This window comes from Variovorax paradoxus, assembly GCF_024734665.1.
Lineage (GTDB): Bacteria > Pseudomonadota > Gammaproteobacteria > Burkholderiales > Burkholderiaceae_C > Variovorax.
Window position 1 is genome coordinate 4,558,534 of sequence record NZ_CP102931.1, and the last position, 24,765, is coordinate 4,583,298.

Annotated in this window: 29 protein-coding genes; 16 read left to right on the top strand and 13 right to left on the bottom strand. The window is 66.7% G+C overall.

The window, feature by feature from the left end; genetic code table 11:
- Position 1: 1 nt before the first annotated feature.
- Genes NWF24_RS21500 through NWF24_RS21515 form a run of 4 tightly spaced genes read left to right on the top strand, consistent with a single transcriptional unit; the run spans position 2 to position 3,185 of the window.
- Positions 2 to 964 (top strand): sterol desaturase family protein, encoded by a 963-nt coding sequence (locus NWF24_RS21500; RefSeq protein WP_258350301.1) that lies wholly within the window; start codon positions 2 to 4, stop codon positions 962 to 964.
- The gene (locus NWF24_RS21505) at positions 961 to 1,257 is read left to right on the top strand and encodes a 2TM domain-containing protein (protein WP_258350303.1); all 297 of its coding nucleotides are present in this window, start codon (positions 961 to 963) and stop codon (positions 1,255 to 1,257) included. Before NWF24_RS21500 ends, NWF24_RS21505 begins: the two co-directional genes overlap by 4 nt.
- A gap of 56 nt (positions 1,258 to 1,313) precedes the next feature.
- Positions 1,314 to 2,327: a sensor histidine kinase gene (locus NWF24_RS21510; protein ID WP_258350304.1), complete on the top strand. Its 1,014-nt coding sequence runs from the start codon at positions 1,314 to 1,316 to the stop codon at positions 2,325 to 2,327.
- A 24-nt stretch (positions 2,328 to 2,351) separates the two neighbouring features.
- A complete protein-coding gene (locus tag NWF24_RS21515; RefSeq protein WP_258350305.1) occupies positions 2,352 to 3,185 on the top strand; it encodes a LytR/AlgR family response regulator transcription factor in 834 nt (277 codons plus the stop codon).
- Between the two features lie 81 nt (positions 3,186 to 3,266).
- Here NWF24_RS21515 and NWF24_RS21520 read toward each other — a convergent pair whose 3' ends face one another.
- On the bottom strand, positions 3,267 to 3,608 hold the full coding sequence (locus NWF24_RS21520; RefSeq protein WP_093059189.1) for a hypothetical protein: 342 nt from the start codon (positions 3,606 to 3,608) through the stop codon (positions 3,267 to 3,269).
- A gap of 148 nt (positions 3,609 to 3,756) precedes the next feature.
- On the opposite strand from NWF24_RS21520, the gene NWF24_RS21525 reads away from it, so the two are divergent.
- Positions 3,757 to 5,571: a glutamine--tRNA ligase/YqeY domain fusion protein gene (locus NWF24_RS21525; protein WP_258350306.1), complete on the top strand. Its 1,815-nt coding sequence runs from the start codon at positions 3,757 to 3,759 to the stop codon at positions 5,569 to 5,571.
- A gap of 19 nt (positions 5,572 to 5,590) precedes the next feature.
- Here the strand turns inward: NWF24_RS21525 and NWF24_RS21530 are convergent, their stop codons facing one another.
- Entirely contained in the window at positions 5,591 to 5,893 is a 303-nt protein-coding gene (locus tag NWF24_RS21530; RefSeq protein WP_258350307.1) for a hypothetical protein, read from the bottom strand.
- Positions 5,894 to 5,978: 85 nt separating this feature from the next.
- On the opposite strand from NWF24_RS21530, the gene NWF24_RS21535 reads away from it, so the two are divergent.
- From NWF24_RS21535 to NWF24_RS21550, 4 genes are all read left to right on the top strand, one after another.
- Complete coding sequence (locus tag NWF24_RS21535; protein WP_258350308.1) at positions 5,979 to 6,530, top strand: pseudouridine synthase; 552 nt, start codon at positions 5,979 to 5,981, stop codon at positions 6,528 to 6,530.
- 62 nt (positions 6,531 to 6,592) lie between these two features.
- Positions 6,593 to 7,492, top strand: a complete 900-nt coding sequence (locus NWF24_RS21540; RefSeq protein ID WP_258350309.1) for a M23 family metallopeptidase — start codon at positions 6,593 to 6,595, stop codon at positions 7,490 to 7,492.
- 90 nt (positions 7,493 to 7,582) lie between these two features.
- Positions 7,583 to 8,470, top strand: a complete 888-nt coding sequence (locus NWF24_RS21545; RefSeq protein WP_258350310.1) for a restriction endonuclease — start codon at positions 7,583 to 7,585, stop codon at positions 8,468 to 8,470.
- Positions 8,471 to 8,484: 14 nt separating this feature from the next.
- Positions 8,485 to 8,808 (top strand): hypothetical protein, encoded by a 324-nt coding sequence (locus NWF24_RS21550; RefSeq protein ID WP_097199545.1) that lies wholly within the window; start codon positions 8,485 to 8,487, stop codon positions 8,806 to 8,808.
- A gap of 6 nt (positions 8,809 to 8,814) precedes the next feature.
- Here the strand turns inward: NWF24_RS21550 and NWF24_RS21555 are convergent, their stop codons facing one another.
- The 3 genes from NWF24_RS21555 to NWF24_RS21565 form a co-directional block, all read right to left on the bottom strand.
- On the bottom strand, positions 8,815 to 9,750 hold the full coding sequence (locus NWF24_RS21555; RefSeq protein ID WP_258350311.1) for a succinylglutamate desuccinylase/aspartoacylase domain-containing protein: 936 nt from the start codon (positions 9,748 to 9,750) through the stop codon (positions 8,815 to 8,817).
- 110 nt (positions 9,751 to 9,860) lie between these two features.
- On the bottom strand, positions 9,861 to 11,063 hold the full coding sequence (locus NWF24_RS21560; protein ID WP_093059179.1) for an ammonium transporter: 1,203 nt from the start codon (positions 11,061 to 11,063) through the stop codon (positions 9,861 to 9,863).
- A 163-nt stretch (positions 11,064 to 11,226) separates the two neighbouring features.
- Complete coding sequence (locus NWF24_RS21565; RefSeq protein ID WP_258350312.1) at positions 11,227 to 12,120, bottom strand: LytTR family DNA-binding domain-containing protein; 894 nt, start codon at positions 12,118 to 12,120, stop codon at positions 11,227 to 11,229.
- A gap of 164 nt (positions 12,121 to 12,284) precedes the next feature.
- On the opposite strand from NWF24_RS21565, the gene NWF24_RS21570 reads away from it, so the two are divergent.
- A complete protein-coding gene (locus NWF24_RS21570; protein ID WP_258350313.1) occupies positions 12,285 to 13,505 on the top strand; it encodes an acyltransferase family protein in 1,221 nt (406 codons plus the stop codon).
- Here NWF24_RS21570 and NWF24_RS21575 read toward each other — a convergent pair.
- Both NWF24_RS21575 and NWF24_RS21580 read right to left on the bottom strand, forming a co-directional pair.
- The gene (locus NWF24_RS21575; protein ID WP_258350314.1) at positions 13,435 to 13,869 is read right to left on the bottom strand and encodes a PaaI family thioesterase; all 435 of its coding nucleotides are present in this window, start codon (positions 13,867 to 13,869) and stop codon (positions 13,435 to 13,437) included. The two genes, NWF24_RS21570 and NWF24_RS21575, sit on opposite strands and share 71 nt — an antisense overlap.
- Positions 13,870 to 14,008: 139 nt before the next feature.
- On the bottom strand, positions 14,009 to 15,103 hold the full coding sequence (locus NWF24_RS21580; RefSeq protein ID WP_258350315.1) for a suppressor of fused domain protein: 1,095 nt from the start codon (positions 15,101 to 15,103) through the stop codon (positions 14,009 to 14,011).
- Between the two features lie 117 nt (positions 15,104 to 15,220).
- Here NWF24_RS21580 and NWF24_RS21585 point away from each other — a divergent pair, with 117 nt between their 5' ends.
- Entirely contained in the window at positions 15,221 to 16,039 is an 819-nt protein-coding gene (locus NWF24_RS21585; protein WP_258350316.1) for a hypothetical protein, read from the top strand.
- Between the two features lie 15 nt (positions 16,040 to 16,054).
- Here NWF24_RS21585 and ylqF read toward each other — a convergent pair whose 3' ends face one another.
- A complete protein-coding gene (ylqF, locus tag NWF24_RS21590) occupies positions 16,055 to 17,017 on the bottom strand; it encodes a ribosome biogenesis GTPase YlqF (protein ID WP_258350317.1) in 963 nt (320 codons plus the stop codon).
- A 213-nt stretch (positions 17,018 to 17,230) separates the two neighbouring features.
- Between ylqF and NWF24_RS21595 the strand changes: the two genes are divergently transcribed.
- The 3 genes from NWF24_RS21595 to NWF24_RS21605 all read left to right on the top strand — a co-directional run bounded on the left by NWF24_RS21595 (position 17,231) and on the right by NWF24_RS21605 (position 18,896).
- Entirely contained in the window at positions 17,231 to 17,842 is a 612-nt protein-coding gene (locus NWF24_RS21595) for a cell envelope protein SmpA (protein WP_258350318.1), read from the top strand.
- Between the two features lie 147 nt (positions 17,843 to 17,989).
- On the top strand, positions 17,990 to 18,418 hold the full coding sequence (locus NWF24_RS21600; RefSeq protein ID WP_258350319.1) for a CBS domain-containing protein: 429 nt from the start codon (positions 17,990 to 17,992) through the stop codon (positions 18,416 to 18,418).
- A 118-nt stretch (positions 18,419 to 18,536) separates the two neighbouring features.
- Positions 18,537 to 18,896, top strand: coding sequence for an HPF/RaiA family ribosome-associated protein (locus NWF24_RS21605; protein ID WP_093059157.1), 360 nt, complete (start codon positions 18,537 to 18,539; stop codon positions 18,894 to 18,896).
- Here NWF24_RS21605 and NWF24_RS21610 read toward each other — a convergent pair.
- From NWF24_RS21610 to NWF24_RS21630, 5 genes are all read right to left on the bottom strand, one after another.
- Positions 18,883 to 19,356 (bottom strand): MerR family transcriptional regulator, encoded by a 474-nt coding sequence (locus NWF24_RS21610; protein WP_258350320.1) that lies wholly within the window; start codon positions 19,354 to 19,356, stop codon positions 18,883 to 18,885. The two genes, NWF24_RS21605 and NWF24_RS21610, sit on opposite strands and share 14 nt — an antisense overlap.
- Positions 19,346 to 19,774, bottom strand: a complete 429-nt coding sequence (locus NWF24_RS21615) for a nuclear transport factor 2 family protein (RefSeq protein WP_258350321.1) — start codon at positions 19,772 to 19,774, stop codon at positions 19,346 to 19,348. Before NWF24_RS21615 ends, NWF24_RS21610 begins: the two co-directional genes overlap by 11 nt.
- Positions 19,775 to 19,878: 104 nt before the next feature.
- Positions 19,879 to 20,808 carry an SDR family NAD(P)-dependent oxidoreductase gene (locus NWF24_RS21620; RefSeq protein ID WP_258350322.1) on the bottom strand — a complete coding sequence of 310 codons (930 nt, stop codon included), beginning with the start codon at positions 20,806 to 20,808 and terminating at the stop codon, positions 19,879 to 19,881.
- Between the two features lie 123 nt (positions 20,809 to 20,931).
- Positions 20,932 to 21,315, bottom strand: a complete 384-nt coding sequence (locus tag NWF24_RS21625) for a response regulator (protein WP_093059150.1) — start codon at positions 21,313 to 21,315, stop codon at positions 20,932 to 20,934.
- 130 nt (positions 21,316 to 21,445) lie between these two features.
- Positions 21,446 to 22,126: a glutathione S-transferase family protein gene (locus NWF24_RS21630; protein WP_258350323.1), complete on the bottom strand. Its 681-nt coding sequence runs from the start codon at positions 22,124 to 22,126 to the stop codon at positions 21,446 to 21,448.
- A 171-nt stretch (positions 22,127 to 22,297) separates the two neighbouring features.
- Between NWF24_RS21630 and NWF24_RS21635 the strand changes: the two genes are divergently transcribed.
- Together NWF24_RS21635 and NWF24_RS21640 are read left to right on the top strand one after the other, a co-directional pair.
- Positions 22,298 to 23,119 (top strand): SDR family oxidoreductase, encoded by an 822-nt coding sequence (locus NWF24_RS21635; RefSeq protein ID WP_258350324.1) that lies wholly within the window; start codon positions 22,298 to 22,300, stop codon positions 23,117 to 23,119.
- 34 nt (positions 23,120 to 23,153) lie between these two features.
- Positions 23,154 to 24,737, top strand: a complete 1,584-nt coding sequence (locus NWF24_RS21640; RefSeq protein WP_258350326.1) for a class I adenylate-forming enzyme family protein — start codon at positions 23,154 to 23,156, stop codon at positions 24,735 to 24,737.
- The last annotated feature ends 28 nt before the right edge of the window (positions 24,738 to 24,765 follow it).

Below are 24,765 nucleotides of genomic sequence, written 5' to 3' on the forward strand. Positions count from 1 at the left end.
CATGAACGCGTTCTTGCTGATCCTCAAGATCTCCGTCACGGTGGTGCTCGTCGCCTCCATTGCCGAGGCGCTCGTGCTGTCCTGGCGCAACGGCTGGCGCAGCTACGACTGGAAGGCGGCCGGCGTCTCGGTGGTCGACTTTCTTGTGCGCGAGTACCCGTTGCGCTGGCTGCTGCCGCTGGCCTTCTGGACCGGCGCGATGAACTGGTTTTATGACCACCGCCTCTTCACCCTGCCGATGGACCACTGGAGCGGCTGGGCCGCCTGCTTCATCGGCCAGGAGTTCTGCTACTACTGGTACCACCGCGCGGCGCACCGGGTGCGCTGGTTCTGGTGCACCCACTCCATCCACCATTCGCCGAACCAGCTGAACCTGTCGGCCGCCTACCGCTTCGGCTGGACCGGCCGTCTCACCGGCACGCTGGCCTTCTTCATGCTGGCGCCGCTGCTGGGCATGCCGCCGCGGGTGATCCTGCTGATGCTCACGCTGAACCTGCTGTACCAGTTCTGGATTCATGCCACCTGGATCCCGCGCCTCGGGCCGCTCGAATGGGTGCTGAACACGCCCTCGGCCCACCGCGTGCACCACGCCTCGAACCTGGAATACCTGGACGGCAACTACGGCGGCGTGCTCATCGTGTTCGACCGCCTGTTCGGCACCTACATTCCAGAGCGCGCCGATCTTCCCTGCCGCTACGGGCTGGTGAACCCGATCACCTCGCACAACCTCTTCGAGATCGAGTTCAGCCAGTGGCGCGCGCTGTTGCGCGACCTGGCCTCGGCCCGCTCGGTGCGCACCTTTGTCGGCTACCTCGTGAAGCCACCGGGCTGGAAGCCCGATGGGGCAGGCGACACCACCGAGGAACTGCGGCAGCGCGCGGCATTGCCGGCGGCACCGTCGCCACAGTCGCCGCAGCCCGCCTCTTCCGATTTCATTCCTGTCCAATACAAGGAGCTGTCATGACCTCTCTTGCATCAAATTCTTCCCGCTCCGACGTCGAGCGCCTCGCCCGCCGCCGCGCCGGCGCCAAGATGGGCTGGTACATCCACGCCTTCGTCTACGTGGTGGTCAACCTCGGCCTCGTCACGATCTCGGCCGCCAACGGCCGCACCTGGGCGATGTACCCGCTCATGGGCTGGGGGCTGGGCCTGCTGATCCACGGCGCCGTCGTCTGGTTCGTGGCGCCCGGCGGCGGCTTCTACGACAGGCTGGTGGAACGCGAACGCCGCGCGCTGGGCGGCGGGGACCATCGGTGAGCGTGGAACAGCCTGCTGCTGCAAACAACAGGTTCAGGCCTGAAAACCTGAAGTCCATGCTGCGGCATGGCCTCATCACCGCCGTCTTCTGCTGCCTCATTGCCACCGTGATGACCATCACCGGCGGCGACAACTGGGCCGGCCACATGGTCTATTCGCTGTCGATCGGCATCGTGAGCTGGCTGTTCATCGACGGTGGCCGGCTCCTGATCAGCGGGCACCGTGAAATCCTCTGGCCCGCATGGCCGTGGGGCTTTCTCCTGATCGCGGTGGGCGCGGCCGTCGGCTTCTTCGTCGGCAACCTCATCGGCGACGCCTGGTTCGGCGCACCCCGGTTCGACTTTCTCGACTTCAAGGGTCACAAGCTGGCCACCGGCGTCACGATCACCATCATCGCGACGATCGGCATGTGCTTCTTCTTCTACAGCCTCGGCAAAAGCAAGCACATGCAGAGCCAGATCGAACTGGCCCAGCGCAACGCCACCGAGGCGCGGCTCAAGCTGCTCGAAACGCAGTTGGAGCCGCACATGCTCTTCAACACGCTGGCCAACCTGCGCGTGCTGATCACCATCGACCCGCCGCGCGCCGTCGCCATGCTCGACCGGCTCAACAGCTACCTGCGCATGACGCTCAGCGGCTCGCGCGCGCTGTCGCATCCGTTGTCGGCCGAGTTCGAGCGGCTGGGCGACTATCTGGAACTGATGTCGGTGCGCATGGGAGAACGCCTGCACTACACGCTCGACCTGCCGGAAGACCTGCGCGATGCGCCCGTGCCGCCGCTGCTGTTGCAGCCGCTGGTGGAAAACAGCATCCGCCACGGGCTGGAGCCGAAGGTCGAAGGCGGCGAGATCGTCGTGCGCGCCCGCAGGGAAGCAGGCCAGTTGGTGATCGAGGTAAGCGACACCGGCGTGGGCCTCGATGCAGCGCCGCCTTCGGAAGGCAGCGGTTTCGGGCTGGAGCAGGTGCGCGACCGGCTGGCCACCATGTACGGCGACCGGGGACACATGAAGCTGGTGCCCTCGCCCGCCGGCGGCACCAGCGCCACGCTGAGCTTCCCTACACCTGCCTGAACACGACACAACAACAGCGACAAGATGAACCCCACCGCCCTCATCGCCGAAGACGAGCCCCTGCTCGCGCAAGCCCTCAAGGCCGAACTGGCGGTCGCTTGGCCCGAACTGCAGATCGTCGCCACCGCCGGCGACGGCCGCAGCGCCGTGCGCGAGGCGCTGCGCCTGCTGCCGCAGGTGCTGTTCTTCGACATCCGCATGCCCGGCCTCGACGGCCTCGGCGCCGCCGCTGAGCTGGCCGATTGCTGGCCCACCGACGAGGCGCCCATGCCGCAGCTGGTGTTCGTGACGGCTTATGACGAATACGCCACCCGCGCCTTCGACGCGCAGGCCATCGACTACGTGCTCAAGCCCCTGCAGCCCGAGCGCCTGCGCAAGACCGTGAACCGGCTGCAGCAGGCGCTGGCCGCGCGCCAGCCGGAGCCCACGCCCGCCCTGGCCGACGCGGCGCTCGAACAGACGCTGGCCCAATGGCGCCAGGTTCTGACCGCCGCCGGTGCCGGAACGGCGGCGACGGCCGCCCCCGCCCCGCTGCGCATGATCGCCGCCAGCGACGCCGGTGGCAGCACCGTGCGCATGGTGCCCATCGACGAGGTGCTGTATTTCGAGGCCGCCGACAAATACCTGCGCGTGCTGACCGCCACGCACGAATACCTGATCCGTACGCCGCTGAAGCAGTTGCTGCCCCAGCTCGACGCAGACACCTTCTGGCAGGTGCACCGGGCGGTGGTGGTGCGCAGCGCGGCCATCGAGTCGGTGCATCGCGACGAGGCCGGCAAGCTTCATTTGATGCTGCGCGGGCGGGCGGAGAAGATTCCGGTCAGCCGCCTGTACGCCCATCTTTTTCGCGCCATGTGAAATTGGCAGGGGCGCCCCAAAAGAAAAGGCCGACCCTTTCGGGGCCGGCTTTTTTCATTCAGTCACGAATGCCGTGGCGTTTTAGCGCCAATGGCCATGGCCGCGGTAGTAGCCACGACCGTAGTAGCGCGGGCCGTAATACGCCGGCGGAGCGTAGTAGACCGGGGCCGGACGGTAGTACACCGGCGGCGGCGCGTAGTAGGCGGGCGCTGGCGGTGCGTAATAGACAGGTGCCGGCGGCGCGTAGACCGGGGCCGGGTAGTAGGCCGGACCGCCCACTCCCACCGCCACGCCTGGAACACCGACTCCGATGGACCAGCTGACGTCGCTGCGAGCGCTGGCCGAAGTGGCGGCAAACAATGCACCGGCGGCCACGACGCCTGCGGCGGCCCATTTGAAGAAGGTTGAACGTGTGAGGCTCATGATTCGGACTCCTTGTTACGGTGGGCTGCGTTCGGGTGTGAACCGCCCATGTGTGTATTGAACGCGGCAATTGCAAAGGGGGTGCACCGGGCAATGTGAAGAACGTTGCCAAAGGTAACTCATAGGGGGTGACCCCTAAAATGCAACGATGACCTCCCCGACCGACAAAAACGGCGCCAAAACGACCGCTGCTCCGAGCAATTTCCTGCGCCACGTGATCGAGAACGACCTCGAACAGGGTGCCTATTCTGGCCGCAAGTGGGGCGGTTCGCCCGGCAACGCCGCCCATCACGCCCAGGGCATGATCGATCCGGCCAAGGTGCGCATGCGCTTTCCGCCCGAGCCCAACGGCTACCTGCACATCGGCCACGCCAAGAGCATCTGGCTCAATTTCGAACTGGCCAAGGAATACGGCGGCGTGAGCCACCTGCGCTTCGACGACACCAACCCCGAGAAGGAAGACCAGGAATACGTCGACTCCATCCGCGACGCGGTGAAGTGGCTCGGCTACGAAACCTACCTGGCCGACCGCCCCAGCGCCCCCGGCACGCTGCAGCCGCACGAATACTTCGCGAGCGACTACTTCGACTTCATGTACGAAGCCGCCGAATACCTCATCGGCGCCGGCCTCGCCTACGTCGACGAGCAAACCGCCGACGAGGTGCGCGCGAACCGAGGCGACTTCAACACGCCCGGCACCGACAGCCCCTTCCGCACCCGCACGCCCGAAGAAAACCTCGCGCGCTTCCGCGCCATGCGCGACGGCCAGGTGGCCGACGGCGCCGCCATCCTGCGCGCCAAGATCGACATGGCCAGCACCAACATCAACATGCGCGACCCCGCGCTGTACCGCGTGCGCCGGGCCACCCACCACAACACCGGCGACAAGTGGTGCATCTACCCGATGTACACCTACGCGCACCCCATCGAAGACGCGCTGGAGCAAATCACCCACTCCATCTGCACGCTGGAGTTCGAAGACCAGCGCCCCTTCTACGACTGGCTGCTCGACCGCCTCGCCGAAGGCGGCCTCGTCGCCAGCCCGCATCCGCGCCAGTACGAATTCGCGCGCCTCAACGTGACCCACGTGCTCACCAGCAAGCGCAAGCTGCGCCAGCTGGTCGAAGAAAAATACGTCGACGGCTGGGACGACCCCCGCATGCCCACCATTGCCGGCCTGCGCCGCCGCGGCTACACGCCCGAGGCGCTGCGCCTGTTCTGCGAACGCAGTGGCACCACCAAGTCCGGCGGCTGGATCGACTACGCCAGCCTCGAAGCCGCGCTGCGCGACACCCTCGACCCCGTCGCCCCACGCGCCATGGCCGTGCTCGACCCGGTGAAGCTCGTCATCACCAACTGGGGCGAACTGATGGGCGGCGACAACGTGCTCGACGACTGCTCGGCGCCCCTGCACCCGCACCACCCCGAGATGGGCAAGCGCGACTTCAAGCTCGGCCGCGAGGTGTGGATCGAAAGCACCGACTACGAAGAAGTGCAGCCCAAGGGCTTCTTCCGCCTGTTCCCTGGCAATAAGGTGCGGCTGAAGTACGGCCACGTCATCGAGTGCACTGGCGGCACCAAGGATGCGAGCGGCAAGCTCGTCGAAGTGCAGGCCACGCTGGTGCCCGACACCAAGAGCGGCACGCCCGGCGCGGACGCGATCAAGGTGAAGGGCAACATCACCTGGGTGGCGGCAGCGGATGCGGTACAGGCCGAGGTGCGGCTGTACGAGCGGCTGTTTGCGGCGGCGAACCCGGGCAGCGGCGAGCTGCTGGACGAGCTGAACAAGCAGAGCCTTGAAGTCTGCTCGGCCTTCGTCGAGCCTTCGCTGGCCAGGGCCGAACCGGGTGTCGGGATCCAGTTCGAGCGGCACGGGTACTTCGTGCGCGATTCGAAGGGCGGCACGGACGGCAAGCTGGTGTTCAACCGCGCGGCCGGCATGCGGGACAGTTGGGGCAAGTAACCCGGTCGTTCTGCGCTGCTTATTCGGGCCGCTTGTAGACCACGCCGATCACCGCGCTGTTCTCATCGGTGGTGCACACGGCGGAGCGGCCCTGCGGCCCGACCTTCAGGTTGATCGTGTAGACGCCGTCGCGCGGCGTCGTCCCCTTGTCCGCGACGATGCTGCCCGGCGGCACCCTGAGCTCGCGTGCGGCCGCGGCCACGCAGTTCTTGACGCTCGCCTCGGGCGCGCCGCCCACGCGGATGCCTGGGCTGTTGCACGCCGCCAGCAGAAAGCCTGCAATCGCGGCGCAGGCAAGATGGATGAAGCTTCGCATCGTCATTCCAGGTTCTCCTGTGTGATGAACCGATTGGAGCCACCAAGACCATCGAATGTTGCAGGACAGACCCGGGCTATCCTGTCGGCCAATGAATTTTCCGAGCCCTTCTCCCCGCCTGATCCGCTTCAACAAGCCCTACGGCGTGCTCAGCCAGTTCACGCCCGAAGGCCGCTGGCGTGGCCTGAAAGACTTCATCGACATTCCCGACGTCTACGTCGCCGGCCGGCTCGATGCCGACAGCGAAGGCCTGCTGCTGCTCACCGACGACGGCAAGCTCCAGGCGCGCATCACCGATCCGCGTTTCAAGATGGAGAAGATCTACTGGGTGCAGGTGGAAGGCGTGCCGACCGAAGCTGCGCTCGCCTCCTTGCGCAGCGGCGTGCAGCTCAACGACGGCCTCACACGCCCCGCGAGGGCGCGGCTGCTCGACCCGCCGCCCGAAGTGTGGGAGCGACAGCCGCCCATTCGCGAGCGCAAGAGCATTCCCACCGCGTGGCTGGAGCTGGCGATCAGCGAAGGCCGCAACCGCCAGGTGCGGCGCATGACGGCGGCCGTGGGGCTGCCGACACTGCGCCTGATCCGCGCCGCCATCGGGCCTCATACGCTCGACGGACTGGCGCCCGGCACCTGGCGCGAATAAGCGACTGACGCGGCGACGCACGAACAGCCACACAACCTTCATTCATTCTTCAAGCCTCTTCCATGCACATCCCCGATCTCGCTCCCCTCGTCCTGAACCGCCGCAGCACCCTGCTCGGCGTCATCGGCTTGCTTGCATTGCCCGCAACGCACGCCAACGCCGCAACCCCGGCCAAGACGAAGAAACAACCGGCGCAATCCGGTGTGTGGCCACACGCGTCCCAGGTTCCGGGCGGCGTGGCCCGCCTGTCACTCGGCCCATCGGCGAAGCGGCCGCAGGCCTTCGCAGGCGATGTGCCTCTGCTGGTGCTGGGCGATGCCATCGAATGGACCGCACTGGTCGGCATTCCGCTCGCCGCCGAACCCGGCGAGGCCAGCGTCGCCGTGCGCGCCGAAGGCAAGCCCGAGCGCCAGATCGCCTACACGGTGGCCCCGAAGCAGTACCGCGAACAACGCCTGACGGTGGCGCCGCGCACGGTCGACCTGTCGCCCGAGGACCAGGCCCGCTACGAGCGCGAACGCGACCACCAGGCCACCGTGATGGCCACGCTCACGGACATGCGGGCGGATGCGTCACTGCAGATGCGCGTGCCCGTGCCGGGTCGTCGCTCCAGCTCGTTCGGCCTGCGCCGGGTGTTCAACGGCCAGTCGCGCAATCCGCACAGCGGGATGGACATCGCGGCGGGCACAGGCACGCCGGTGCTGGCGCCGCTACCCGGGAAGGTAATCGACACGGGGGACTATTTTTTCAACGGCGGCACCGTGTGGCTCGACCACGGTGGCGGGCTGCTGACGATGTATTGCCATCTGAGCCGGGTCGATGTGAAAGTCGGCGATGTGCTGAAGACCGGCGAGCCGTTGGCCGCCGTGGGTGCGACCGGCCGGGTGACTGGGCCGCACCTGCATTGGTCCGTGATGCTGAACCGGGCGATGGTGGACCCGGCGCTGTTCATCGCGGCCTGAGACACTGGCCGGCCTGAGCACTTACCCTAAATCCTGCCGTCCACTGGACTCATACACTCGCCCATTCCTGGAGTGAGGTGGGACCAAGCAATGGCTAGACAAACAAAGTCCGAGCGACGCCGCGAGCGCGCACGACGAGAACTGGCGGGCAAGGGATGGATGGCGATCCTCATCGGTATCCTGCTGCTGACGGTCTTGCCTTTGCTGATGAAGGATGTTCTTTCAGGAGCGCTTGGCCCTGCATTTCGCCCGGCGGGCTGGGCGGCACTGGCAATAGGCGTAGTGCTGGTTGGACTGAACTACGTCACTACCCGCACCGCAGCGCCAGCAAAGGTTCTGGCCGATCCAGCTAAACCAGTCTTTGCATCAGAGCCTTCGCAGTCCACGCCATTGACGCCGGCACGACAGATGAAATCGCAGTGGAGCCCTTCCGTGCTTGCCGACATCGAGTGGCGCAGATTCGAGGCCGTGTGCGAAGCGCTCTACGCACAGGCCGGCTTCACCACGCGCAGTCAGTCGCATGGCGCGGACGGCGGTATCGATATCTGGCTTCAATCCAAGCACAGCGATGTGCCGCGTATCGTCCAGTGCAAACACTGGCAAAGCAAGATGGTCGGCGTCAAGGAGATGCGCGAGTTCTTCGGGGTGATGGCCTCGCACCAGTTGAAGAGCGGCACCTACGTCACGAGCTCCACGTTCTCCGAAGATGCCATCGCATTCGCCAAGGCGAATGGCATCCACGCACAGGACGGTGCCGCACTGCTCAAGCTAATCAGCCAGCGCACGCCCGAGCAACAAATGGCATTGCTCGCGGTTGCGTATGAAGGCGAATACTGGCGTCCTACTTGTGCGAGTTGCGGTACCAAGATGCTCGAGAAAAAATCGACCAAGAATGAAGGCAGTTTTTGGGGTTGCGCCAACTACCCCAGGTGCAGGGGTAAGACGATCCCAAAGGCCAAGGCCGTCGCGGCGGCATAGTCTCTCAACCGGTCGTGCCCGAAAATTCGCTCTTCACCGAGGCCTGCCTCGACGCATCGGTCTCGCTTGCCTCGCGCCGCGACACCCTCGCCCTGCTCAACACCCGCCTGCACCCCGCGCTGCAGAAAATCGTCGCGGCCGAAGTCGCGTCAGGCAACCGCGTCAGCGACGCCGGCATCGACTGGCCTGACCTGGGCTCAGTGCACGTCACCCTGCGCGACCAGTTCGGCAGTGGCCATGCGAATGCAGAGGCCACGTTCAGCCTCTGCAATGACCCGCACTACTGGCATGCCGACTACAGCACCGCAGGCAAGCCTGTGCACCTGTTGATCTGCTGACGAATCTCAAATCGGCTTCGTCAGATACACAGCCTCGCGCCCCACGATCGCGCGCTGCGCCGGCATGAAGATCGTGCAGTCGTCGCACAGCGCGCGGATTTCCTCGTCGCCGTTCGTCGCGATCAGCTCGCCCTTCGCAAAGGTCTCGAAGCCGATCAGCGGACGCACGAACGCAAAGTCCGCCGACTTGATGACGTGCGTCTGCAGCAGCTGAAAGCGCCGCTGCGGCTCGGGTGCCGGCGTGGCCGGGTCCTTCTCGACGAGGCCGAAATACGCGAGGAAGTCGTAGGTGACGGCAGTGGCCAGTTCCGACGCGGAACGCAAGAAGTGCTGGCCGCACTCGACCACCATCGCCACGCCCTTGCCGTCCGGGCCGCCGTGGCTACCGTACTGGATCAGCGGCGTGCCCGAGCCCAGGCCGTCGGGCATCACAAGGTGCACCGACGGGCGGCCGATGGCCAGTGCGACCTTGGCGTTGCGCTCGAACGCCGGGTACACCCAGAACGGCACGACGGGCTGGCTGGTCGAATGGATGTCGAGGATGTGATCGGCCGCGTCCACCACCGGACGCAGGATGCGCGCACGGCTCAGCTCGGGGCTGTCTTCGGTGCCATCGAGCCATTCGGGCGACCAGATGCGGTTGAGGTTGTGCACGAGCTGGCGGCTGTCGAAGGGCAGCGCCTCGTTGAACGACTCGTACGCTGCCACGTTGGCAAAGCTCACGGTGAGCGTGCCGATCTTCGGGCGCACGTCGTTGTCGAGCAGGTGCGTGGCCGCCGTCATGCCGCAGATCTCGTTGCCGTGCGTCAGCGCGTTGATCAGCACGTGCGGGCCGGGCTTGCCGGACTCGAAGCGGTGCACGTAGTCGACGCCGGTGTTGCCCTTGCGGTAGGCGGAGAGGTCGCGGGGGAGGACTTCGAGGGCGGGGGGAGATTGGGTCATGGGCGTCAGGAAATGGAACGAAGCGGTCCGGCAAGTTTGCTACAGGGCGCGCGTTCGTGCTGAGCGGCCCTACGCGAAGCAAACACAGACCCGCCCTGCCGCACTGGCGACTACCAGTTGACCTCGCGCTCCGGCGTGGCCGAGATGTGGTGAATCGACAGGTCAGCGCCGTCGTATTCCTCCTCCTGCGACAGCCGCAGCCCCAGCGAGGCCTTCAGCGCGCCGTACACCGCCGCGCCCGCCAGCCCCGCCCATGCCACGCCGATGACGGTGCCGATGAGCTGCGCCCACACGTTCACACCGCCAATGCCGCCCAGCGCCTGCGTGCCGAAGATGCCCGCCGCGATGCCGCCCCAGGTGCCGCACAGGCCGTGCAGCGGCCACACGCCGAGCACGTCGTCGATCTTCCATTTGTTCTGCGTGAGCGTGAACATCTTGACGAAGATCGCGCCCGCCACGCCGCCCACCACCAGCGCGCCCAGCGGGTGCATCAGGTCGGAGCCGGCGCACACGGCCACGAGCCCCGCGAGCGGGCCGTTGTAGACGAAGCCCGGGTCGTTCTTGCCCATGGCCAGCGCCACCAGCGTGCCGCCAACCATCGCCATCAGCGAGTTGACGGCCACCAGGCCCGATATCTTGTCGATGCTCTGCGCGCTCATCACGTTGAAGCCGAACCAGCCCACGCACAGCACCCACGCGCCCAGCGCGAGGAACGGAATGTTCGACGGCGGATGCGCACTCAGCGAGCCGTCGCCCCGGTAGCGGTTGCGCCGTGCCCCCAGCAGCAGCACCGCCGGCAACGCCAGCCAGCCGCCCACCGCGTGCACCACCACCGAGCCCGCGAAGTCATGAAACTCATGGCCGGTGAGCGAGGCGATCCAGCCCTGGATGCCGAAGTGCTTGTTCCAGGCAATGCCCTCGTACAGCGGGTAGACGAAGCCGACGATCACCGCCGTGGCGATCAGCTGCGGCCAGAACTTGGCGCGCTCGGCAATGCCGCCCGAAATGATGGCCGGGATGGCCGCCGCGAAAGTGAGCAAAAAGAAGAACTTCACCAACTCGTAGCCGCTTCTTGCCGACAGTTCGGTGGCGCTCACGAAGAAATGCGTGCCGTAGGCCACGCCATAGCCCACCAGGAAATACACGATGGTCGAGACCGAGAAGTCGACCAGGATCTTCACCAGCGCATTGACCTGGTTCTTCTTGCGCACTGTCCCCAGTTCGAGAAAAGCAAAACCGGCGTGCATGGCCAGGACCATGATGGCGCCGAGAAGGATGAACAGCGCGTCTGCGCCCTGTTTGAGTGCATCCATTGGAGCTTCTTGCTGATTTTTGGTTTGAATTGGTGCGCCGCACCCGAATCACCCGGAGCGGCGGGCCAATGAAGCAAAAATGGTGCCTGAATGCTCTTTGATGGTGCGAAATGAACCAGTAACGGGCTTTTCTCAGCCCTTCGCGCACCGGATCGGCACCGGATCAGCCCGCGCCAGCGCGCAGCGCGTCCCGGTAGCGGCGGCTGCAGGGCACGGTGGTGCCGTCGTGCATGTGCAGCCGGGCGTCGCCGCCGTCGAGCGGCTCGATTTCCTTGATGCGGCCCAGGTTCACGGCGTGGCTGCGGTGCACGCGCACGAAGCGGGCGGGGTCGAGCTGGGTCAGAAAGTCGGTGAGCGTGGCGCGCAGCAGGTAGTCGTGGCCGTTGACGTGCAGGCCGACGTAGTTGCCCTCGGCCTGGAGCCAGTCGATGTCGGTGGCGGCGATGAGAAATTCGCGGCGCAGCTTGCGCACCAGAAAGCGCTCGGGGCGCGCGGGCTGCGGGGTTTCGGCTTCGACTGGCTCCGGCTCCGCCGGGGCTTCGGGCGCATCGAGCACCCGTGCCTCGCCCTGCAGCCGCAGCATGAACAGCCGGTACGCCCAGATGCCGAAGACGATGCTCACGTACACCCGCACGTCCTTCAGGTACTCGTAGCCCCACTGGCTCACCCAGCCCCCGAAGTCGTAGTGCTCGCCGGCCATGGCATAGACCAGCGCCCGCAGCCCGAACATGCCCACCACGTGGATCACGCTGAAGACCACGCTCGCCACCGCATGCCAGGCCACGAAGCGCAGCACGTGGCCACGCACCAGCGGCGACAGCCGGCGCTCGACGGCAACCAGCGCCGGAATCAGCAGCAACAGCACGAGGTGGCTGGACCCCTCCCAGGTCGCAACTTCCCAGTTGGCACGCGGCACGGCGCGAGTGCGCATGTCGATGATCGCCACCATCGTGCTGAACACGGCCTGCAGCGCCATCCACACGATCCAGAACGCCACCTCCACATAGCGGCGGACCGGCTCGTAGCGCTCGTACAGGTTCTTGCGGGGGTCTCCCATGGCCGGGATTCTCGCGAAAACGAGCCTTCGAACGGCGCTTTTCGTCCCGTCTCGTCCCTCCAGGCCACCGCTCGTCACAAAACGGGGGCGATCCGTCCCCCGGGGGCGCCGCGCGAAGACCACCGGGCCGAGCATCGCGGCTTCCAGCTTCGAGGAGCCATCAGATGACCGCCCAACCCCTCCCACCCGACCATCGCCGCCACGACATCGACGCCCTGCGCGCGCTGGCCTTCCTGTTCGTCATCCTCTATCACGTGGGCATGTACTACGTGGCCGACTGGCCCTGGCACCTCAAGAGCCCGCATGCAGCCGAATGGCTGCAGTGGCCGATGCGCATGCTGAACCTCTGGCGCATGGATCTCGTCTTCCTGATCTCCGGCGTATCGCTCGGCTTCCTCAGCCGGGGCCAGGGCACCTGGGGCCTGTTGCGCAGCCGGGGCCTGCGGCTGATGCTGCCGCTGGCCTTCGGCATGGCAGTGATCGTTCCCTACCAGGCCTATGCGCAGGGCGTGGCCAACGGGCTGGTGGTGCCGGGCTTCGGCGCCTTCCTGCTGCGCTATTTGTCGATGGCCGAGCCGTGGCCGAAGCGGGCCTTCGACGGCGCGGAGTTCGGCATCACCTGGAACCATCTCTGGTACCTGCCCTACCTCTTTACCTACACCGCGCTGATCGCGCTGACGCTGCCGCTGTGGAACTCGGCCGCCGGCCAGTGGGTGCGCCGCAGCTTCAACGGCCTGCGCGGCTGGAAGCTGCTGCTGCTGCCGGTGGTGCCGCTGCTGGTCTTCACGATGCTGCTGGCCTCGCGCTTTCCGGCCACGCATAACCTGGTGCGCGACTTCCACCTGCACAGCCTCTACTTCACGATGTTTCTCTACGGCTACTGGATGGGCGTGGACACCGGCGTGTGGAAGGAACTGGAGCGCCTGCGCCGCGTGTCGCTCGCGCTGGCGGTCGCGGTGATCGTCACTTTCATCGCGCTGCGCACCGGAGCGAAGGGCCCGGCCTCCGGCCCGCTGATGGACACCCTGCGCATGCTCTACCTGTGGCTGGCCGTCGCCACCATCCTCGGCCATGGCCACCGCTATCTGAACCGCCCGTGGCCCTGGCTGCGCTGGGCCAACGAATCGGTGTATCCGTGGTACGTGCTGCATCAGACGCTGATCATCGTCGGCGTGGCCGCACTGGCTCCGCTCGCGCTCGGCCCGGTGATCGAACCAGCGCTGCTGGTGCTGCTGACGCTTGTCGGCTGCTGGGCACTGACGGACGGGCTGATCCGCCGCTTCAACCTGCTGCGGCCGCTGTTCGGGCTGAAGCTCAGGCGCGCGGCTTCAGCTGAAGCTCGTCCACAGGAACGAGGATTGCGTTCCCCGTCGCCACGAGCTTGAGCGCGTCTTCGCCCTTGCCTTCGGGCTGCGCATAGAGCTCGGACGCGACAAACACCTGCTTGCGTCCGGCCTTCGCCACGCGCCCGCGCGCCACGAAGGCACTGCCCACCGCGGGCGACATGAAGTTCACCGAAAAATGCGACGTCATCACGCGGCCTGCCAGCGTACCGGCCGCGTAGCCGCTCACGGTGTCGAGCAGCGCGGAGATCATTCCCGCGTGGAGGAAGCCGGCAAACTGCCCCATGTCCTCCGCGCGCCAGTTCATGCGCAGTTCGGCCTCGCCGTTGCCGGCCTGGGTGGCCTCGATGCCGGCCCAGCGATTGAAGGTGGCGGCCTCGTTGACGGCCTTGAAGGTTTCGAGCATGGCGTGTCCTTTGCGAGTGGGGCAGGGAGTGGTTCATGCCACTCTACGAACCGCACAGGACAAGCACCGTCACGCGCGTGACGAACGGGGTCGCGCGCAGTTGCATTGGCGACAGCGGCGCCACGGCGTTGACCGGCAATCAGCCGACCGTGCGCACCACATTCCCCTGCGGATCTCTGATCGTCGTCTTCTGGACTTTCCAGCGCACGGCGCCGAAACCGGGCACCTCGTACGTGCCCGCAACCGGCTTCAGTGTGCGGGCCAGTTCGCGCACGGCGGCGTCGCTCAGGTGCAGCGTCAGCTTGCCGTCTTCCTCGGCCACGCGGTCGGCATCACCATGCTCGAAGACCAGCGCGCGCTCGCGGCTCGCAAAATGAAACCCGCGGCCGAAGGGCAGCCGCAGTGGCAGCAACGCGACCAGTTCGTCGACCTGGCGTGCGCCGATCGTGATCTCGGTGAGCGGCGCGCGCAGCAGCCGCTTGCTCGTCTCCCAGCCGAGCACGTCGGTGAAGAGAAAGCCGCTGGACGAACCGTCGCGCGCCGCGCCCTCCTCCACGCGCCGGCGCACATCGGGGTCGTCGAGTGGCGAAGGCCGCGCGAGGTCGGTCACCCACAGCGGCATCGCGGGCAGCAACGCATCGAGCAGCTTGCGCGTGTCCCAGCGCTTGCATGCCCGTTCCTCGTCTTCCGTCAGCCCGACGACCTGGAGGAAACGCATGCGCCCGTTCGGCGTGTCGATGGCCGGCAGCTCCGGGTCGAACACGAAGCCCATCGAGCAGATCAGCGTCTCGCGCTCCAGCGCGATGGGACCATTGGCGGTCATCCAGTGGCCGTCGTCGAACACGTTGCCGCTCTTGAACACGTAGCGCGCGAGGTTCTGCAGAAAGTTGATGGCCCATGCAGGCGGCTCGGCCTCGTCGGGCTCGCAGGCCAGGCGAAAGGTCAGCTCGAAGCCGTAGCCGCTGGTGTCGGCGTCGCTCGATTCCTTGGCGTACAGCTCGCTGAGCCCATAGCTCAGGTAGTGCCAGTGCGGCACCGGCTCCATGCGCTTCCACACGCTCACGCCGTCGAGCGGATCGGGCCCGCCGAACATCCACTTGAGGACCGTGGCGTAGTGCTTCGGGTCCTGGCCCGGATAGAGGCGCTCCAGTGCGGCGGTGATGGCGTCCCAGCCCGGCGAGAGGTTTTCGTCGTCGCCAGCGTTGTCGTCCTGGCCCTGCGCTGCTTGCGTCATGTCGCTCCTTGCGGTGTCTGTCGATGGCGGCAAGCCTACACCGGGCCATCCTCAGGCCCGTGTCAGGCCGGCGTGGCATCCTCGGGCGTCGAATTGCTTTTTTCGGGAGACAGCAACGTGAGATGGATCCATCGGCGAGACGCATTGGCCCTGTCGGCCGCCTGCGCCGCGTCCGCCCTGCTCGCCGCAACGGGCTGCGGGCAGAAAAACGTGCCCGCCGCCTCCGCACCGACTCAGCCTTCACCCGGCAGCATCGAGATCACGCAGGCGGACATCGACTGGTTCCGCCGCAGCCGGGCCGAGTGGATCGACTGCGAATCGGGCGCGCCGGGCATGGTGCCGCCCGACATGTCGCTCGAACAATACGAAGACCTGCTCGACGGCGGCAGCTCGCCGGCCTTCGACCGCTTCGTGAACGTGACCACCGCCTTCTTCCTGCATGCGAGCTTCGTCGCCGGGCACTACAGCTTCGAGCCGCCCTTCGCCCAGCGCGCCGCCTTCGACGTGACGGACGAGCACATCCGCCTGCTGCGGCGCGCGAACTGGCTCAGCTTCCTCATCGACTGCAAGCGCCCCTACGGCGACTTCACGCATTTCGAGATCGACATGGCCGACATCCTCGGCCTGCCAGTGACGAAGGACGCAAAGGGCTACGCGCAGATCGGCAAGGATGCGGAAAAGCGCATGGACGCGCTGCATGCCGACATGCTCCCGACGCTGCAGGCGTACATCCGCTTCGCGCGGCTCAACCCCGGTCGCTACGTGGTGCCCGGGCGTGGCGTGGCGCAAACGGCGGGGCGGCCGCTATGCAGGCCGGTGTCGGCTACGCGCCTGGCGATGTATCAGCGCGCGCTGGCGGCCGCCGGCCCGCGCTCCGATTCGCACCGCGTCGCCGCGCTCGACGAGGCAGCCAGGGCGCTGTTTGCGCTGGACTGACCTGCTGGCGTTGCCTCAGGCGTCCTGTTCGGGCGCAGTCTCGGGCTTCGGCTTGCCCTTTTGCTTGCGCGCGGCCTTCTTCGCTGCGCGCTCGGCGTCGGCACGCTGGCCGTCGGCCAGCCACAGCGCGAATTCGTCGGGCGTTTCGAGCGTGACGCGCCCAAGGTTGCCGGCGCGGAACTCGTGCATCACGATCTCCGCCGCCTTCTGCAGGTTGACCTTGCCCTTGCCCAGCAGCGCGCCGCGCTTGCGGCCGATGGTGTCGAGCAGCGACTCGTCCTTCATGCTGGCCATGGTCTCGGCGTCGAGCTCCACGAGCTTGAAGCGCGCGGCCACGCCGGCGGCGTAGTGCGTCTTGAGGTAGTTGAGCAGTTCCAGCGCCACCTCTTCCTCGTCGAAGGCGTTGCGCCCCACCGCGCCGCTGGCCGCGAGGTTGTAGCCGCTCTTGGGCACGATGATGCGCGGCCACAGCATGCCGGGCGTGTCCCAAAGGTAGAAGTCGTCGGCCAGGGTGATGCGCTGTTCGAGCTTGGTGATGCCGGCCTCGTCGCCGGTCTTGGCCTTGCGCCCGCCGGTGAGCGTGTTGATGAGGGTGGACTTGCCCACGTTGGGAATGCCGCAGATCAGCACGCGCATCGGCTTGGCCATACCGCCGCGATTGGGCGACAGCTCGTGGCAGGCTTTCACGATCTGCTGCGCGGGCGTGGTCTGGCTCGCGTCCAGGCCGATGGCGCGCGTGGCGGGCAGCGCGTTGTAGTGCGCCAGCCAGAGCACGGTGCGCGCGGGGTCGGCCAGGTCCTGCTTGTTGAGCACCTTCAGCGTGGGCCGGCCGGCCGTGAGTTCGGCCAGCATCGGGTTGGCGCTGGAGCCGGGCAGGCGCGCGTCGAGCAGCTCGATGACCACGTCGATGTCCTTCACCCGCTCGGTGATGGCCTTCTGGGTCGAATACATGTGACCGGGGAACCACTGGATCGCCATCGATGGGCTCTTTCTTTCGCGCTGTCTCTGTCTGGGAATGGGGTGGCCCGTCAAGGGGCCGGGTGCGCATTGTGAACTGCGAACCTGAACGGGAGCTTGTTGCTACGCTTTCGATAGCTGCAAGCGGGCATTCTGCCTTCGCTTTCGGCTTGTTCGACCCTAGAATCCGCGCGCTGCTCTCCGCAGCAATTCAAACAACTCCGAGGGAAATCCATGTTCAAGCGCCTTGCCGCTGCCGCCCTGCTGGCAGCCACCGTCGTGCCCGTGTCCGTCGTCCACGCCCAGCGGCCCTCCCCGCCGCCCGGCCAGCTGATCAACGGCTTCCTGTGCTGCAACATGCGCACCTACGGCGACTCGATCAGCGACATCAACTACGACGAGCAGGGCACGCGCATCGTCGCGGTGGGCACGCCGGCGCGCATCACGGCCTACGACTTCCGCTGGTTCAACCTGGACCTCGCCGGCAAGCCGCAGCGCATCAAGAACGACTACAGCCGCAACATCCCGCTGCCCGCATTCGCGCAGCGCTACGTGGTGACCGAAGACCCGAAGCAGAAGATGGCGGCCTTCCCGCCCGCAGTTCGCGACGCCATCCTCGCCGGCAAGGTGATGCCCGGCATGACGCGCGAGCAGGTGCTGATGGCCATTGCCTACCCGGTGGCCAGCGAGAACCCGAGCCTCGATGCACCCGTGTGGCGCTACTGGCGCGACAGCTGGTCGGAGTTCCAGGTGCAGTTCGACGAGAAGGGCCTCGTGAAGGCGGTAGTGGGCGACCCTGTGGCGCTGAGCCGCGTGCTGGCGGCGGCGCCTGCGCAACAGCCTTAAGTTCTCGCGCATTGCGCGTGCCTTGCACACACGCGCAATCCCTTAGAGGGTTTTGCATCGCGGGGGCAGTTATCGCCCCTATGATTTGACCGAGTGCGGCGCCCGAGCGTCGGTCGAATCGAAAACCCTTTGATGGAGTTACCCGCGATGAAACCCGTCTCCGAACTGCTCAAGCGCCATGATTCCGCAGCATGGCGCACCTCCCCCGACACCAGCGTGTTCGACGCGCTGGCCACCCTGGCCCGCTTCGAGGTGGGCGCGCTGATGGTGATGGAAGGCGAGAAGCTGGTGGGCTTTCTCTCCGAACGCGACTACACCCGCAAGGTCGCGCTGCAGGGCAAGAACTCGAAGGAAGTGAAGGTGCGCGAGATCATGACGCCCGACGTGATGACCGTCACCCCGCAGACCCGCACGCGCGCCTGCATGACGCTGATGAGCCAGCGCAAGTTCCGCCACCTGCCGGTGGTCGACGGCGAGAAGGTGGTCGGCATGATCTCGATTCAAGACCTGATGGACGACATCATCTCGGACCACGAAGCCACCATCGAGCAGCTGACCACGTACATCCAGAGCTGACCCGGCTCGCCGCATTGCGGACCCTGCCCGGCACATGGGTAGGGAACAGACCTACGTGCACCGCGGCGCTTCAGCGCGCAAAGTGAGCTTTCGTTCATCCATCCAGCAGGGACATTGCATGCAGATTCAGGTCAACACGAGCAACGGAATCACGAACAAGGACGCGCTGGAGCGTTGGGCCGACACCGAGATCAAGCAGCACCTGAGCCGTTTCGTCGAGGACGTGACGCGCGTCGAGGTGCACCTGAGCGACGAGAACCACGACAAGACCGGCGGCGGCGACAAGTGCTGCGTGATGGAAGCGCGCCTGGCGCACCATCAGCCGCTGGCGGTAACGCAGCACGCGGCCAGCCTCGACGAGGCCTTCCGCGGCGCGGCCGACAAGCTCAAGCGTTTGCTGGACAACACGCTGGGCCGCCTTCACAACCACCGCGACCGCGGCTCGATCCGCACCGACCCGAGCTTTATCGCGGAGTAGCCGGAGCAGTAGCACTGCGCCTGCCGCGTTTCGACGGCTTCAGGCTGGGCGTCTCGGCAGGGATGAGCGGCGGGCGGTGGCCGCTGGCCATCCACTCGTCGTAGAAGTCGATCTTGCGGTCGACCAGCGACAGCGCCCGCTTCCACTCAGCGATGGTCTCGGTCACGCGCTCGCGGTGGGCCGCGAGCATGTCGCGACGCTGACGCAGCGTGACCTTGCCCTGCACCGCCAGCGCGGTGTATTCGCGCATCTCGGCAATCGACATGCCGGTGCGGCGCAGGCGCTCCATCAGGTCGAGCCAGCCGACGTGCAACTCGACGTACAGGCGCCGGCCGCCCTCGTCGCGCGCCACGCCGGGCACGAGGCCCTGCGTTTCGTACCAGCGGATGGCGTGCACCGTGCGGCCGGTGCGCGTGGCCAGCTCGCCGATGTGGAAAGGCGTGCCCGTGTCAGCCGGCATGGGCAGCCGCTGTGGCCAAAGGTGGCTGCAGCGCCTCCTGGACCAGTGCGGTGTCGAAGTACTCGGTCAGCTCTTTCACCTTGCCTCCTTCGAGTCGGTAGACGTAGCAGTAGCGGTTGTTGTAGCGCTTGCCGGCCTTGGTGGGCACGTCGCCGCTGAACAGCACCACCACCCGGTCGCCCTCGGCAATGATGCGCTCGGTCTTGCTCACGTAGGGCCCCGCGAACTGCGCGAAGAGCGGGTTCAGAAGCTCTTCGCGAATGGCCTTCTTGCCCCGGTAGGTGCGCGACCACGGGGTGCTGCCTTCGAGCTTCCAGCTGGCGTCGTCGGCAAGGCTGTCGACGAAGACCTGGCCGTTGCCCTTGTCCAGCTCGTCGTGGATGCGCTGGACCAGGGCCTTGTTGTCGATCGTGTTCATGGCTTGATTTCCTTGGGTTGAATGAATGAACCGGACACCCGGTGAATTCATTGGAAATGCTCGAGTGCACTCTAGGTCAAGCGCACCATGAACACGCGGGCCGGTCAGCCCCTCTTCGCGTTCGCCATGCCCTTGGCGACCTCGTTCGCGCCCTGGGCCGCGCCACTTTGCGGTACGGCCTCGCCTTCACGCTCGGTCACTTCCGACAGGCGCGCCGCCAGCTGCTCGGGCGTGTCGGCGGCAATGCCCAGCCAGGCGCCCTGCGTCAGCGTGATGTGCGCGGCCTCGAAGGTACCGGCGCCCGCGCAGAGGATGGTGCGGTTGGGTGCGTCCTGCGCGGCCAGCACCAGCATCGCGGGCACCACGGCCTCGGGGCGGAAGGCTTCGAGCATTTCCTTGGGGAACAGGTCCTCCGTCATGCGGGTGGCGGCGGTGGGCGCCAGGCAGTTCACGCGGATGTCGTTCTTCGCGCCCTCGATGCTCAGCGTCTGCATGAGGCCCACCAGCGCGAGCTTGGCCGCGCCGTAGTTGCTCTGGCCGAAGTTGCCGTACAGGCCGGTGGACGAGGTCGTCATCACGATGCGGCCGTACTTCTGCTCGTTCATGAGCGCCCAGACGGCCTTGGTGCAGTTCACGGCGCCCATCAGGTGCACGTCGACCACCAGCTTGAAGTCGGCCAGCTCCATCTTGGCGAAGCTCTTGTCGCGCAGGATGCCGGCGTTGTTGACGAGGATGTCGACGCGGCCCCAGGCATCGACCGCCTGCTTGACCATGGCCTGCACCGCCTCGAAGTCGGTGACGGATGCGCCGTTGGCAATGGCCTCGCCGCCGGCCGCCTTGATTTCGTCGACCACCGCCTGCGCGGCGCTCACCGAACCGCCGGAGCCGTCGCGCGCGCCGCCCAGGTCGTTGACCACCACCTTGGCGCCGCGCGCCGCCAACGCCAATGCATGCTGACGACCCAGGCCGCCGCCCGCGCCGGTCACGATGGCCACGCGGCCCTTGAAGTCGATGTTGCTGCTGCTGTTGCTCATGTCTCTCTGTCGCTTTCCTGGGGAGTTGCCGTTGTCCGGTTGCCGCTAGAGCGGCAGCGTGGCGTTTTACCCCAGAAAGGCGCGCGACCCAGTCATGCGCGCGTCAGCCGGCGTCACCCTGCATCAGCCGGGAAGGGACGCGCGCACCTGCGCACAAAAGTCCACCAGCTGGTCGAGCTCGGCCGACTTGTCGAAGAAGGCATCGGCACCCAGTTGCCGCGAACGCTCGCGCATGGCGGCGTTGGCGTAGTTGCTCAGCACGATCACCTTCTGGTGCGGAGCCCGGTGGCGGCAGGCACGGATCACGCCCAGCCCGTTGCCGCGCCGCAGGAACAGGTCGACGATGGTCAGGTCCCAGTCGCCGGTGTGCTGATGCAGCCAGGCCACGGCCTCCTCCTCGGTGCTGGCGGAGGCCACCACCTTGGCGTCGGTCACGTCTTCCAGGAATCCGACGAGGTTCTCGCGAATCACGGGGCTGTCCTCGACTAGATAGGCCTTGAAGGTCATGGGGAGGTCGCGAGGTCGGTGCTTGCGCGGTGCATGGAGGCATCCTCGCAGCCCCACGGCCGCGCGCGGTGAGCCATGCAGGCCAATGCCTGTAGGTCATCGGCCACCGCTGCTGTCGGTCATTCCGTGCCTATGGACGTCTGCCGAGTCCTATTCCGGGCGTCGGCAACTGCTGAATGCCCTGCCGGGCCGCCGCCGCGTCCTGCACCGCCATCGCGCGCTCGAAGCCCGCGCGCGAACTCAGGCGCTTCCAGTACTGCTGCACCCCGGGGCCGAAGCGCTCTTGATGACCCAGCACCCTGGCCAGCAGCAACGCGTAGCCGATCGAGATGTCGGCCGCCGTGAACCGGCCGGCGCATGCGAAGTCTTGCGCCTCCAGCAGCCTCTCGAGCGCTCGCAGGCGCACGAAAAAGAACTGGGCGTAGTCCTCCGCGGCCTGGGGCTGGCGGCGGTCTTCCGGCTCCAGCAGGGTGTAGCGAAGCACCAGGGTCTGCGGAAAGGTCAGCGAGGCCTCGCCGAAGTGAAGCCAGTTCAGGTAGTCCCCATAGCCGGCCTCCTCGCGCTCCACGTTCAGCGAGGTGGGGGCGTTGATGCTGGCCAGGTACTGGCAGATGGCCGCCGACTCGGTCATGCGCGTTTCGCCATCAACCAGCAGAGGCACCGTGCCCTGCGGGTTGATCTTGAGGTACTCGCGGTGCAGCACCCGCGGCGGAAACGGCAGCATCTCCAGCCGGTAGGAAGCGCCGAGTTCCTCGAGCATCCAGAGAACGCGGAACGAACGTGCATTCGCGCAGTGGTAGAGCGTGATCATCGGATGGAGGGCTCGACGCCGGGAGTTGCCGCGCCGATGGTCGCACGCACGCTCCACGGTGCCTTGCGTCGATTGGCTGCGGCGAGCGCAGCCAGTCGGCGCAAGTTTTCTTCCGTGCCGGCGAATAGCCTGCGGACTCTTGCGATAGCCGATCACGATTGCGGAGTGTCCATGCCGTCCCTGAAATCGAAAACCCTCTTCATCACCGGTGCCAGCCGTGGCATCGGCAAGGCCATTGCCCTGAGGGCCGCACGCGATGGCGCCAACATCGTGGTCGCGGCCAAGACGGCAACGGCCGACCCCCGCCTGCCCGGCACGATCCACAGCGCAGCCGAAGAAATCGTCGCGGCCGGCGGACAGGCGCTCGCGGTGGTCGTCGACGTGCGTGACGAAGCCCAGGTCCGCAGCGCCGTCGACGCTGCGGTGGCACGCTTCGGCGGCATCGACATCCTGGTCAACAACGCCAGCGCGATCCATCTCGAGACGGTGGAGCGCACGCCGATGAAGCGCTACGACCTGATGTTCGAGATCAACGCACGGGGCAGCTACCTGTGCGCGCAGGCCTGCCTGCCGCATCTCGAAAAGGCGGCCAACCCGCACATCCTGACCCTGTCGCCGCCGCTGGACATGAACCCCAAGTGGTTCGCGCGCCATGCGGCCTACACCACGTCGAAGTACGCGATGAGCATGCTCAGCCGCGGCCTCGCCGAAGAGCTGCGCGGGCGCGGCATTGCGAGCAACTCGCTGTGGCCGCGCACCGTCATCGCCACCAGCGCGCTGCGCATCGCGGCTCCCGACGTGGCGGGACAGGCGCGCCTGCCAACCATCATGGCGGACGCCGCGTGGCACATCCTGACCCGACCGAGCCGCGAGCTCACCGGCCAGCTGCTGATCGACGAGCAGGTGCTGCGCGATGCCGGCGTCACCGACTTCGAACCCTACCTGGTAACGCCGGGTGTCGAGCCGCTGATCGACTTTTTCGTGGAACCGTGACCAGGCCGCCGTGCCGCCCCAAGGAGACCATCGCATGCAAGCAGCCGACGCCGAACGCGCAAGCATCGCTCGCATTTCGCTCGCAGACGTCGTGCGGCGCAGCGCGAGGCGAGATCCAGACAAGATCGCCGTCATCCAGGGTGATCGGCGGGTCACGTTCGCGGCGCTCGATGCCGCGAGCGAGCGCGTGGGCGAGGCACTGCGCGACCAAGGGCTCGCCGATCGCCGCATCGCGACGATGTGCGTCAACTCGATCGAGCACCTCGCGGCCATCCAGGCCATTCACAAGTCGGGCAACGTCTGGGTGCCGGTCAATGTCCAGCTCGATGCGGCCTCCATCGAGCATGTGCTGAGCCACGCCGAGGCCAGCGCGGTTTTCATCGACGCAGCGCTGTTCGAAGTGGCTGCGCTGCGCACGCTGGTCGAGCGCCTGGGCCTGCTGACGGTGGTGATCGGCGCACAACACCGGGCCACCGCCGGCACGCTGCATTTCGACGCGCTGGCATCGCGCCCGCCGGCGCAGCCGCTGGCCATCGCCCGCGGCGATGACGACCTCGCGCTCATCATGTACACCAGCGGCACCACGGGAAAGCAGAAGGGCGTGATGCATTCCCACCGCTCGGTCCATGGCGCGCTGCTGAGCTGCGCGCAAAGCTTCGAGGCCACCGAGCGCGATGTCGTCGTCTCGGTGCTGCCGCTGTTCCACTGCGCCCAGCACGCCATCAGCACCGGTGCATTGATGGTCGGGGCAACGCTGTGGCTCGCCAACGGCTTCGATCCGGCGGCAATGCTGGCGGCCATCGGGCGCGAACGCATCACCTGGCTGTCGTGCCTGCCGATGATGTTCGATGCGCTGATGAAGCACCCGCAGCGCCCGCAAACCGACTTCTCGTCGCTGCGCGTGTGCATGTACGGCCTGGCGCCGATGCCGAAGAACCTGCTCGCGGACATTCGGCGCGACATGTGCGCCGACGTGCGCCTGGGCACCGGCCAGACCGAGATGTACCCGCCGACCATGGTCTACCGCGCGAGCGACCATCCGGGCAAGGACGGCAACTGCTGGGGCGTGTCGGTGGCGGGGGTGGAGACCGCCGTCATGGACGACGACGGCCGGCTGCTCGGGCCGGGCCAGGTCGGCGAGATCGTCCATCGCGGGCCCAACGTCTTTCTCGGCTACCTCAAGGACCCGGAGGCCACCGCCGCGGCGCGCCGCTTCGGATGGCACCACACCGGCGACATCGGCATGTTCGACGCCGACGGGCACATGCTGTTTCTCGACCGCAAGAAGGACATGATCAAGACCGGCGGAGAGAACGTCTCCAGCGTCAAGCTGGAGGCCGTGCTGCTCGCCCACCCTGCCGTCAGCGCCGCGGCCGTGGTGGGCCTGCCGCATCCGCACTGGGGCGAGGCGGTTGCCGCATTCGTGGTCTTGCGCCGCAATGACGGCTCATGCGGCGAAGACGAACTGCTGGCGTTCTGCAAGGAGCGCCTCGGCCGGTTCGAAGTGCCCAAGTCGATCCGCTTCATCGACGGGATGCCGATGACGCCGACGGGCAAGATCCAGAAATTCCAGCTGCGCAGCGCCCACCTGGCGCTCTTCGAGTTCGCGCAAGGATAGGCGCGGTGCGCAGCGGGTTCAGGACCCG